We start from the raw sequence: 11,403 nt of genomic DNA, 5'->3' as shown, positions 1-11,403 counted from the left end.
GCTTATGCGGCTGAAGAGCCGGGAGAATTTCCTTCGGGGCCGGTGAATATGGAACTTAACGAAGAACAGCAAACACGGGCAGCGTCCTTTAGTATAATGTGTTATGAAGGCAACAGGCTGCTACGAGATCAGGAACAACGGAAAGAGAAGCTCACCACGAAAATGGCGGCAACAGAAAAACGGGCAGCAACAGAGGCAACAACAAAAACGCAGGTAAAAGCGACGAAGCAACGAACGGCAGATGAGAGGGATAGAGCAGATTTCCCGATAGGGAAGCGGGTATCGTTCTCTTCCAGATCCTAGATGGTATGATCAGCAGAAAGACCCGCCCGTGCATGCCGGGTTCAGGTCTTCCTTTTTAGTGATATTCAGCAATGTATCAGAAGCACTCTATGGTCTGATTGACTGTCCAGCTTTGCTGGCCGTCTAATTTGATTATACCTTCTTTATTTTCCAGATGCTGATCGTGATCAATGCTATCAGGGATGCCACACCATGGTTCAATGCATACAAATGGGGCATCTTTCGCTGCCCATATGCCCATGTATGGGAAGCCTTTAAATGTATACGTTAAGCCATGTTCATTCTTGTTGTTCACAATAGAGATAGCCGTTGACTTTAAGTCTTTAAAGATGACTGCGTCCTGGTAAAAAAGCTCATGTTTAAGCTTCAGTTCCTGCTGGTTGTCCAGATATTTGGAAGGTGTAGTCAGGTAGTTTCCACTTACTGCCCATGAATCTGCATTTTCCACCTCGCTGAAAACAAGTGAATGATCTTCGTATCCTCCGTCTGTCAGCGGAACCTTGAAAGCAGGGTGTGAACCAATGGAAAAGTACATGGGCGACGTGTCGGGGTTGCTGACATGATACTCCAGCGCAACCTTATTATTTTCCAGGCTGTATTTTAGCCGCAGTTCAAAAGCAAAAGGATAGCTTTTTAATGTTTCTTCGTTGCTTTTCAATAAGAAAGTCGCTGTAGTAGCCGTGCTGCTTTCCACTTCGAAGTCAGTATCGCGGGCAAAACCATGCTTTTCCAGGTGATAAGTTTCACCTTTATAAGTGAATGAATCGTCAATTAATCCGCCAACTATGGGGAACAGAACAGGTGCATGTCTTGGCCAGAAAGCGGCATCGCCGTTCCACAGGTATTCGATCTGGTTGGTTTTCGAAAAGATACTGTGCAACTCTGCCCCGTGCGGATGGATATCCACTTTAATATCATCGTTCTCTAGTGTTATCATGATATATTGTTATTTGAATATTTTATGTGTCGGGTAAAAATAGCGTATTTAGTATTTTAATCTGTGAAATGAAGAAATATATCTTACCGGCCTTTTTGTTGTTTTCTATTATCTATTCAGGCTGCTCATCAAACCCCTACGCTGCAAGCAACCGGATTTACCGTAAACAGGCTAAAGACCTGGCGAGATCACTTGAAGCGCTGCCGCCCGTTGAGAATTACGGTGGAAAGGTTCCTGCCTATCAGGTCGGCACGGTTAACCTTAATCTGAGGAAGCCAAACTATGTAATTATTCATCACACAGCCCAAAACTCCTGTGAGCAAACGCTCAAAACGTTTACCCTGCAGCGGACTCAAGTTAGCGCTCATTATGTGATATGCAAGGACGGTACGGTGCATCATATGCTCAATGATTACTTCAGGGCCTGGCATGCAGGCAACGGTAGGTGGGGAAATAACACGGATATCAACTCCTCTTCGATAGGCATCGAGCTCGATAACAACGGATTCGAGTCATTTGCCGACAGCCAGATAGAGAGTTTACTCCAGTTGCTTACAGTCTTGAAAAAGAAACATAATATTCCTGTTGGTAATTTTATCGGGCATTCTGACATCGCTCCGGGAAGAAAAGTAGATCCGAATGCGAACTTTCCATGGCAGCGGCTGTCTGAGAGCGGCTTCGGGCACTGGCCTGATAGTGTGCTTGACACGGTTCCGTCTGCTTTTAACAGCGTTCATGCCTTGAGAATGATCGGCTACCATGTTAAAGATTCTGTAGCGGCCATAAAAGCTTTCAAGCTTCATTTTATTCAAACGGATACCAGTCCCGTCATCACGCCGAGGGACAAGGCGGTTTTACAGAACCTGGTGAAAAAGACCGGATTGTAACTTATAGATTTTGTCTATATGGCATTGATATTAACTATGATGAATTGCGGAAATTTCATTGCTTTCGTAAGAAATCGGGGCTATATTTGCAATGTAAATAAATCTAAGGATAAAAAATTATGATTACAATAGGCCAAAAGTTTCCGTCTTTCGAGAAGAAAGCAGTAGTTAGCATTGAAAAAGGAAAAGAGTTTGAAACAATCACATCTGAATATCTTACCAATGATGATAACGTTTGGACTGTAATGTTCTGGTGGCCAAAGGATTTCACCTTTGTTTGTCCAACTGAAATTGCTGAATTTAATAAAGCGTACGGTGAGTTCCGTGACAGAGATGCCCGTTTAATCGGAGCTTCAACTGACTCTGAATTCGTTCACGCTGCATGGAGAAACAATCATGACGATCTGCGCGATTTGAAGTTCCCTATGCTGGCTGACACATCCAAATCACTTGCTGAAGATCTGGGTATCCTGGAGCCGACTGAGAAAGTAGCATACCGTGCTACGTTCATTATCGATCCACAAGGACTTGTTCGTTGGGTGTCTGTAAATGACTTGAACGTTGGTCGTAACGTGAAAGAAGTATTACGTGTTCTTGATGGTCTTCAAACCGATGAGCTTTGTCCTTGCAACTGGGAAAAAGGTCAGGAAACGATCAGCGCATAAGCGCATCCTTCTAATTAAATAGGTTACAAGATCCCCGTTTTTTGCGGGGATTTTTTATAAAAAACAAATTTATTGTCATGAGTGAAACTACAGAAGTTATAAAGGAGCTATTAGAAAGTTTACAGCTGGACGGCAATTACCGTACTGCCAGCCTGGAGTTACTTGAAAAAGGTGAGTCCCGTTACATCAGAGACCTGAAAGTCAATTTTGCGAGCACGCTTACTTCTGAGCACCTATCTGCAAAGGAAATAGGATTGATTGGTGTATCGATCGCTGTAAATGCGAATAACAAGCCTTTAACAGACTTTTATACCCGTTTTGCTGAGCAGAACGAAGCCACGGCTGCTGAGATCGCTGAAGCTGCCGCTTGCGCATCTCTACTGGCATCAAACAACGTGTTCTATCGTTTCAGACACTTCACCCAGAAAGAAAAATATACGCAGATACCTGCACGAATCAGGATGCAGATCATGATGAAGCCGATAACGGGTAAGGAATTCTTTGAACTGATCAGCCTTGCGGTTTCTGCAGTAAACGGCTGTGAGATGTGTGTCAATTCTCATGAAGATTCACTGATTAAACTGGGTGCTAAGGAAGAGCGCATCTTTGATGCTGTGCGGATTGCCTCTCTTATTACCGCTACCGGCAAAGTGATTTACTAAAAGATATTTTATAAATAAATGTCGAAAACTTGTTCCGTCGATTTTATTTGTAAAATAAAATCGTTAATTTAGCTACAAGGTTAACCGCCTTCGAGTTGTTAGATTTCCCGTAATAGATAGGTTGAAGGATGAATCACCCTATCTGAGATTCGAAGGAAAAAGGTTTTTAATTGTAATTAGGGAAGGCCGTCGTATGATATGCTCATACGACGGTTTGTTTTTATAGGGTTGTCGTTCCAGTTGTAGTTCTCCCTTAATCCGTTTATTTTAAAGATTTTACCTCCATTATAAGTCCTTTCCTGATGCTTCTGCACGGTTTTTGTTCTCTTTCTCAAAAAGAAGACATATGCAACATACAAATCAAGACAGCTCAACGGGTATATATTTTATACTGGCTATTATTTTTGGTGTATTGACCGGGTGGGTTTCTACCTCGTCACTTGTTTACGCACTGGTCGGAGCGATAGTGGGCATGCTGTTCGCGGGCCTGTTTGTGAGTGTGTTTGTGAAGGGAAAACATGACTAAAAAAGAAGCGTCAGAACTTTATTCTGACGCTTCAACCTAAACCTTATCACAATTAAGCCAGTAGGTGGCTCGGTAATATAACGGTTTCTGGTGCTATTTGTTTTACGAGCTTTTCCTGAGCTCTGTTTTCTGCAGGTTTTGATAGTGCTCGTTTACCTTTTGGTATGCGTTTTCGACCGTGTTGCTGATGATCGTGATTAGCTCTCCAACACGCGGACTGTCGGTTATAAAGGCCCATACTTCATCACTGCTCTGTAATACGGTAACGGGTTTATCGGGACTAATTTCCCTGACTCCTTCGACAAGTAATCTGGCGATCTCATTAGCGGTGCGTCCCCTGAGATATCTTTCCTGACAGACTACGATCTTGTCGAAGATCTCGGCTGCGAGCCGACCCATTTTTCGGATATCATCATCACGGCGATCTCCTGTGCCGGAGATGACGCCCGTACGGATAGATGCGGGACTGCTCAGTATAAAGGGTTTTATGCCCAGCAGGCCGTCTGGATTATGCGCGTAGTCAACGAGTATTTTATAGGTTTGGAAATCGAAAAGGTTCATTCGGCCGGGAGTGTGTTCGACGGAAGGGAGGAAGCTCTCCATGGCGGACCGGATATCTGAGACCTTGAATCCCCATGAGTATGCAGCAAGGCCTGCGGCCATCGCATTCTGGACCATGAACATCACTGTTCCGCCATAGGTGACCGGTATATTGTCGACACGCACAAGCGGAATTTTCCAGCCTCCTTTTCTGATCGTAATAAAGCCTTTTTCCACGAAGGCAGCCGTTCCGCCTTTATGGCAATGGGTAATAATGGCTTCGTTTTCTGCTTCGGTGCTGAAGTAGGCTACATGGCAATGGTTTGTCTTTCGACCGATTTTAAGGCAATGCTCATCATCTGCATTCAGAATGGCCCATCCGTCGTTCTTTACCGATTCAATCAATACGCTTTTTACCCGCTGCAGATCAGAGAGCGTGTTGATGTCGGAAATGCCCAGATGGTCTTCCTGGATATTGGTCAGAACAGCAATATCACAGCTGTCGAAACCAAGCCCCGCACGCAGGATACCCCCCCTGGCGGTCTCAAGGACCGCAAACTCGACGGTCGGGTCTTGTAATACAAAAGCGGCACTTGCAGGCCCGGTCGTATCACCCTCTTTTAAAAGGGAGTCATGTATATAGATACCGTCGGATGTGGTGTAGCCCACGCGATATCCATTGTTTTTGATGATATGAGAGATGAGCCGGGTGGTGGTGGTCTTGCCGTTTGTCCCTGTTACTGCGATGATAGGTATCCGCGACGATTTGCCCGCAGGGTAAAGCATGTCCAGCACAGGTGCAGCTACGTTCCTGGGCTTCCCTTCGGAGGGAGAAAGGTGCATTCTGAATCCCGGCGCTGCGTTGACTTCCAGGACTACGCCTCCGGTCTGCTTCAGGGGTTCAGAAAGATTAGCGGCCATGATGTCAATGCCACAGATATCGAGGCCTACTACCTTGGCAATACGCTCGCACATGAAGACGTTAAGGGGGTGAACCAGATCGGTTACATCTACCGATGTTCCTCCGGTGCTCAGATTCGCCGTTGATTTCAGGTAGACTACTTCCCCATGGGTGGGTATGGAGTCAAGTGTATATCCTCTTTTTCGCAAAAGAGATTCGGTATCATGGTCAACACTGATTTCAGTCAGCACGTTCTCGTGACCATATCCTCTTCTGGGGTCACTGTTCTCTTTCTCAATCAGGTGCCGGACCGTGCTTAGTCCGTCGCCAATAACATGCGCGGGCTTTCGCATGGCGGCAGCAACCATCTTATAGTCAATCACCAGGATCCTGAAGTCGTGTCCCTGAATGAAGCGTTCGGCAATGACTTTGGGAGAGATTGTGCGGGCATACTCAAAGGCAGCTTCGGCATCGCTCATGTTTGTGACGTTGATCGTCGCTCCGCGACCGTGGTTTCCATTAAGCGGTTTAAAAACCAACGGGAAGTCGAGCCCGGCGACTGCTTTTTGAAGGCCCTCCCTGGTCGTTATCGTCATTCCCTGTGCTACAGGTATGGCTTGTTCATTTAAGATTCGTTTGGTTTCCTCCTTGTTGCCGGCAATATCGACGGCGATATTACTTGTGCGGTCGGTAATGGTTGCCCTCAGGCGAATCTGATTTTTGCCGTGACCCAGCTGAATGAGGGAGCCGGAATTCAAACGGAGGTAGGGAATATCCCGCGCTATAGCCTCTTCGATGATAGAACCGGTGCTCGGTCCGAACCTGACATCGTCGCGCAATTTGCGCATCGTCATGATATCTTTCTCGAGATCGTATGCGGTTCCGTCGATCAGCGCTTCGGCAATCTTTACGGCAGCTTTGGCAGCGTATACGCCTACCTGCTCTTCCACGTAGGAAAACACGACGTTGTATACACCGGGCGTATTGGTGCTTCTGGTGCGCCCAAATCCGGCAAACATACCTGCAAGTGTCTGTATTTCGAGGGAGATATGTTCGATAATATGGCCCATCCATGTACCTTTTTCGACTCTTTCAAAAAACCCGCCTTTATGGCCTTCAGAACAACGATGCTCATACAGACTGGGTAAGAGCTGTTCAATACGCTCTCTAAAACCGGGAAGAGTATTGCTTGGCCTATGCTCAAGATCTTCCAGGTCCAGGCGCATCTGAATAAGCTTCTTTCTTCTGATTGACCATATATTCGGTCCTTTGAGCGCCTGAATACTCTGTATTTTCATCCCTAAGACAATTAAAATTTGTCATGTAACTCTTAAATGAACCGAAAGGTTTTTGACCGTTTAAAAAACTAAAAGGCTAAATATTTGATATATTAATTAATGTGAACTAAAATAATCAGGTATGGTCCCGAAAGGTAAACTAGTTATCATCGGTGGTGCAGTGGATTTGGGGACTTCACTGAGCTACAATGAAGACATCAATCATCCTCATTACATCAAGTTTTTCGAACGCGGAATTTTGAAAAGGATGATAACCGAATCGGCCAAAGGCGAAGATTCAATAGTAGAGGTCATCACGACCGCCTCTAAAATTCCGGAAATTGTTGGAAACGAATACATTAAATCGTTTCATCAGTTGCAGGTAGGGGCTGTCAACGTGATGAATATTAAGACACGGGAAGAGGCAAAATCTTCTGAGGTGATCGAACGCATGAAGAGAGCCGATATCGTGATGTTATCAGGAGGTGATCAGCTGAGGTTAAGTGCCATTCTGGGAGGAACGGAGTTGCATCGTATACTGAAGAAAAGATATCAGGAGGATCACTTCGTCGTTGGGGGTACATCAGCGGGCGCTGCTGCCGCTTCTACCAATATGATTTACAGGGGAAGTAGTTCCGAGGCGTTATTGAAGGGGGAAGTTCAGATCACCGGAGGGCTCGGCCTGTTGAATAATGTAATTATCGATACTCATTTTGTGCAACGGGGGCGAATAGGACGATTGTTTTATGCTGTTGCCAGTAATCCTGGTATGCTGGGCATCGGGCTAGGTGAGGATGCCGGCTTGCTGATTACGGGGGGAACTTCTATGGAGGCGATCGGATCAGGACTAACCATTTTAGTGGATGGCCGATACATTAACGAGACCAGCATATATGATGTAGAGATCGGTTCTCCTGTCTCCATCGATAATTTGAAGGTACATGTAATGTCTATTTACGACAAATACGACCTTCAACAGCATACCCTCACTATCAACAAAGCGATAAAGATAGAGGACGATACCTTTTTAAAAGCTAAAGATTACGACTAATGAAACCAAAGCTTATCATACATGGGGGCTTTTTCAGTGAATCGGGTACCAACGATGACGTGAAAAGGGCCAAACAAAATGCCTTAAGGGAAATAGTGGAACGGTCTTATGCTCATCTGGAAAATCACCCTGCTGTTGAGACAGTAGCATATGCCGTGTCTTTGCTGGAAGATTGTGATTTGTTTAATGCGGGTACGGGCTCGCAGATCCAGAGCGATGGGAAGATCCGCATGAGTGCGGCGATTATGGACGGGACCACGAGTAAGTTTGCGGGTGTTATCAATATTGAGGATGTGCGCAACCCGGTATATGTAGCGCAAAGTCTGCTTCATTATGAGGACAGTGTGCTGGGCGGCCCGGAGGCTCTGTCGTTTGCCAGAGGAATCGGAGTTGAACACTACAATCCTGAGACTGCTCAGCGCAGGCAAGAGTTTGAGGAAAAAAGTGCAGCAACAGCTAGAACGGGAACTGTAGGATGTGTTGCGCTCGATGCCAACGGATGTCTGGCGGCCGCTACTTCAACCGGGGGCAAAGGCTTCGAGATGCCGGGGAGGATCAGTGACTCTGCAACTGTTGCAGGAAATTATGCTAACGCATTTGCTGCTGTGTCCTGTACGGGTGTGGGGGAAGACATTGTAAGCGGTGCTGTTGCGGCCAAGATCGTTACGCGCGTGACCGACGGCCTCTCCCTCGGAGAGGCAGCCCGTAAAACACTTGGGGAGCTTAAGGCCTTTGACGGTTTCGCCGGAATCATAGGAATCTCCGCCCGGGGCGAAATATATCACCTGGATTCGCATAAGTATATGGTTTGGGCAGCCTTTTCATCGGGTGTTGAAACTTTCTGATCGGTAGGAGGTTTATACCAGGAGTTTATATCTTTTCATGAAAGTTCTGTATCTGGCAATCGCCCTGTTTCTTTTTCATCCTTCTTTGTCATCCGGTCAGGTAATTACAGACTCGATTGAACTGCTTGTCCCCGATGTATCGTCTCCTGACGACCCGCAGGCGAAAATAAAAGCGATAAGGGCGATGATAGCTAGTTTAAACCGCGATACGCAACTTGTAGAGGAAGGAGATCTGCGCATAGAGCTAAGCAAAATTATGTTTAAGGAGGGCTGGACCAAGAAGGCTTTTTCGGAGCTGCTTACGGCTGAGATGCTCTTCCATAAGGCGGGAGATAGTGAGAAACGTGAGGCGGCTATCGCGACGATGGCCGCGTTCTATAAGGCGAACAACGCACTTGCAGACGCTGAAAAGTACTACACTTTGCTATTGCAGGTTCAGGAAACCCAGCAGAAATACGCGGAAGCTGCGAAAACAGCCAACATCCTTGCCGGGGTATTGATGAAGAGGCAAGACGTGAAGAAGGCTTCGGGGTATCTGAACACGATCATTGAAAACCAGTATGATGCGCCTAATGGGAAAAGTACGTTGGCTGACGCCTACGTCAAACTCGCTGAAATCCGCAGGGTTCAAAAAAAATATAAACAGGCGGAAAGCCTGATCTTGAAAAAGGCCCTGGGGCTTTACAGGTCGGCAGGTAACCAGGTTGGACGAGTGAACTGTTTTGATGTGCTGGGTCATATTTATCTGGAGCAGAAGCGGCATTCGGAGGCTAAATGGTTCTTTATTCAGGCAAATACGCTGGCGCGTAACCTGAATGATGAGAAAGGGGTGGTGGTGTCTCTGGTAAACCTCTCCAGGGTGAAGGTGGCGATAAAAGATTATTCTTTGGCTGCCCGGGATCTGAAAGAGGCGAGTGCTATCGCTGCCCGGCTGAATAACCTGAGCCTGATGGCTGACGTGAAGGACGGGTATGCCAACTATTATTCCCGTACTGGTAATAAAATTGCGGCGAAAAGTTCGGAGCGTGGTTCTGTGAAGCTGACAGATTCTGTTAGCCGTATGATGACCTCTCAGGCTGAATCGGCGCATACGGCCCAGGTTGTTCCTCATGAGCCTGTTGCTCCGGTAGTGGCTTCTGAAGAAGCGCCGCGAAAGCAAAAAAACTATACACTTGAGATCGCGGCGGCGATCTTTTCCCTCATCTTGCTCGGTGCATTCCTTTTGAAAAGAAAAAAAGAATAAGGCAATAACTTGTAATCTAATTAGTTATATCTCTATCTTTGCAAAGAGTTCTAGAAAGCATATGGGGAAAAAACTAATAATGGGAGCATTAGCAATCATGCTGATTGCTAATGGTGTAGTGTGGGCAACTGAGGGGGATTCCTTGATCAACAAACATGTGAAGATGGTTGGGCCGGTGTACTTTGACGCATCGCCACCTGTGGATTCTGCACTTTTATACAAGCAGATGATCGGTAAGCGACTGCTTAAAAAGAATAAAGATGTTGCGGATCTGGTGAAGTATAACAATTTGCTGATGCTTCATTCGCTTCTTAACCAGACGGAAATATCGCAGGAACCGAATGAAAACCTGCTGCCTGCATTGAAAATATTGCTTGAAGATTATAAGCAGTTGAATGACCAGCGCAGTCAGGCATTGATCTTAAACACTTACGGCGTACACTACGGTAAAAAAGGTAATATTCCGCAGGCTATATTTTATTTTAATGAAGCCTTCAGGTTAAAAGAGAACCTGAATGACAAGCCGGGTATGGTTGCCATCGCCTCTAATCTGGCTGCGCTTTACCGCTTATCCGGAGAATATCAAAAAGCCATCGCGCAAAATGAAACGGTGATCCAGCTGTACAGGTCGATGAATAAAAATCATGCGGTGGCCGAAACCTACCTTCAGCTGGCTGAAAACAAGTTGTCGGTTAACAAGCATGAGGATGCGGAGTATTATATTATCAAAAAGGCGCTGCCTCTGTTTACACGCATGGGAAATAAGGCAGGTCGCATGAAATGCTTTCAGGGGCTTTCCGGGCTATATTACAATCAGAAACGTTATTCAGAAGCAAAATGGTTTTGTATCCAGACGACCAATTTAGCGGAGAAACTGAACGATAAGCAGGCCTTGATAGGTAGTCTGATCCATATCGCAGAGGTTAAAAATGCGCTGGAGGATCATGAAGACGCGCTTGTAGACTATAAAAAAGCTGAATCTCTTGCTATTCAAAATCAGTATATGGTTAAGCTGGTGGAGATTAAGGGAGATATGGGTGAAACCTACAGCATGATGGGAAACTACTCAGCTGCGGGTTCCGCTCTGGATGAGTATGCCAGACTTCACGAAAAACTGGTTAAGGGCATGGTTTTATAGCCGATTAATCTTCTGATTGGCGGAAAAACCTACCGCGAAATACTTTTGAACCTATTACATCAGTCCCATCGTCTACCAGCGGTGGGATTTTTTTATGCCTACCTGCCGGCATAATTGTCTGTCAAGGCTGCAGATGATGACGGGCAGCTATTAAAAATCACCGGGTTATACTTGGAAATTCCCGGATTTTTCTACGTTTGTATCGTAGTTGAGTGATGATAAGGCATCTGGCACTCACTAGTGACGGACCACCCTTATCAAAGGAGCTAAAAGCTCTGCAGAGGAATGTAATGAAGTGGGATAGAATGAAATGAAAAGCCATTTGGATACATTCGTAAAACAGCAGGCTTTCCGGATGGCGTGCTGTTTTTACCTAAACCAGTAAGAGATAGCGACTTACAGTCAAAAACGCCGCATTTTTTGGGCCA

General features: G+C 45.9%; 12 protein-coding genes. 9 read left to right on the top strand and 3 right to left on the bottom strand.

Going from position 1 to position 11,403, the window contains the following annotated elements:
* A partial coding sequence (locus ACKI5J_RS13655) for a hypothetical protein (protein ID WP_407430037.1) occupies positions 1-303 on the top strand: 303 nt, incomplete at its 5' end.
* Between the two features lie 76 nt (positions 304-379).
* On the opposite strand, the gene ACKI5J_RS13650 is transcribed toward ACKI5J_RS13655, so the two are convergent.
* Positions 380-1,240 carry an aldose 1-epimerase family protein gene (locus tag ACKI5J_RS13650; protein WP_407430036.1) on the bottom strand — a complete coding sequence of 287 codons (861 nt, stop codon included), beginning with the start codon at positions 1,238-1,240 and terminating at the stop codon, positions 380-382.
* A 68-nt stretch (positions 1,241-1,308) separates the two neighbouring features.
* Between ACKI5J_RS13650 and ACKI5J_RS13645 the strand changes: the two genes are divergently transcribed.
* From ACKI5J_RS13645 to ACKI5J_RS13635, 3 genes are all read left to right on the top strand, one after another.
* Complete coding sequence (locus tag ACKI5J_RS13645) at positions 1,309-2,127, top strand: N-acetylmuramoyl-L-alanine amidase (protein WP_407430035.1); 819 nt, start codon at positions 1,309-1,311, stop codon at positions 2,125-2,127.
* Between the two features lie 119 nt (positions 2,128-2,246).
* Entirely contained in the window at positions 2,247-2,792 is a 546-nt protein-coding gene (locus tag ACKI5J_RS13640) for a peroxiredoxin (RefSeq protein ID WP_407430034.1), read from the top strand.
* Between the two features lie 77 nt (positions 2,793-2,869).
* A complete protein-coding gene (locus ACKI5J_RS13635) occupies positions 2,870-3,454 on the top strand; it encodes a carboxymuconolactone decarboxylase family protein (protein ID WP_407430033.1) in 585 nt (194 codons plus the stop codon).
* 176 nt (positions 3,455-3,630) lie between these two features.
* On the opposite strand, the gene ACKI5J_RS13630 is transcribed toward ACKI5J_RS13635, so the two are convergent.
* Positions 3,631-3,789 carry a hypothetical protein gene (locus ACKI5J_RS13630; protein WP_407430032.1) on the bottom strand — a complete coding sequence of 53 codons (159 nt, stop codon included), beginning with the start codon at positions 3,787-3,789 and terminating at the stop codon, positions 3,631-3,633.
* Positions 3,790-3,800: 11 nt separating this feature from the next.
* On the opposite strand from ACKI5J_RS13630, the gene ACKI5J_RS13625 reads away from it, so the two are divergent.
* Positions 3,801-3,980 carry a hypothetical protein gene (locus ACKI5J_RS13625; protein WP_407430031.1) on the top strand — a complete coding sequence of 60 codons (180 nt, stop codon included), beginning with the start codon at positions 3,801-3,803 and terminating at the stop codon, positions 3,978-3,980.
* Between the two features lie 102 nt (positions 3,981-4,082).
* Here ACKI5J_RS13625 and cphA read toward each other — a convergent pair whose 3' ends face one another.
* A complete protein-coding gene (cphA, locus tag ACKI5J_RS13620; protein ID WP_407430030.1) occupies positions 4,083-6,719 on the bottom strand; it encodes a cyanophycin synthetase in 2,637 nt (878 codons plus the stop codon).
* A gap of 121 nt (positions 6,720-6,840) precedes the next feature.
* Here cphA and ACKI5J_RS13615 point away from each other — a divergent pair, with 121 nt between their 5' ends.
* The 4 genes from ACKI5J_RS13615 (at position 6,841) to ACKI5J_RS13600 (ending at position 10,975) form a co-directional block, all read left to right on the top strand.
* Positions 6,841-7,749 carry a cyanophycinase gene (locus ACKI5J_RS13615; protein WP_407430029.1) on the top strand — a complete coding sequence of 303 codons (909 nt, stop codon included), beginning with the start codon at positions 6,841-6,843 and terminating at the stop codon, positions 7,747-7,749.
* Positions 7,749-8,594 carry an isoaspartyl peptidase/L-asparaginase gene (locus tag ACKI5J_RS13610; protein ID WP_407430028.1) on the top strand — a complete coding sequence of 282 codons (846 nt, stop codon included), beginning with the start codon at positions 7,749-7,751 and terminating at the stop codon, positions 8,592-8,594. Before ACKI5J_RS13615 ends, ACKI5J_RS13610 begins: the two co-directional genes overlap by 1 nt.
* A gap of 37 nt (positions 8,595-8,631) precedes the next feature.
* Positions 8,632-9,837, top strand: a complete 1,206-nt coding sequence (locus ACKI5J_RS13605; protein WP_407430027.1) for a hypothetical protein — start codon at positions 8,632-8,634, stop codon at positions 9,835-9,837.
* 79 nt (positions 9,838-9,916) lie between these two features.
* Positions 9,917-10,975 (top strand): tetratricopeptide repeat protein, encoded by a 1,059-nt coding sequence (locus ACKI5J_RS13600; protein WP_407430026.1) that lies wholly within the window; start codon positions 9,917-9,919, stop codon positions 10,973-10,975.
* Positions 10,976-11,403 lie beyond the last annotated feature (428 nt).

Origin of the sequence: Arcticibacter sp., assembly GCF_045629565.1 — a bacterium.
GTDB lineage: Bacteria > Bacteroidota > Bacteroidia > Sphingobacteriales > Sphingobacteriaceae > Arcticibacter.
The sequence above is the reverse complement of the archived record's forward strand: the minus strand, read 5'-3'. Positions and strand labels throughout refer to the sequence as shown.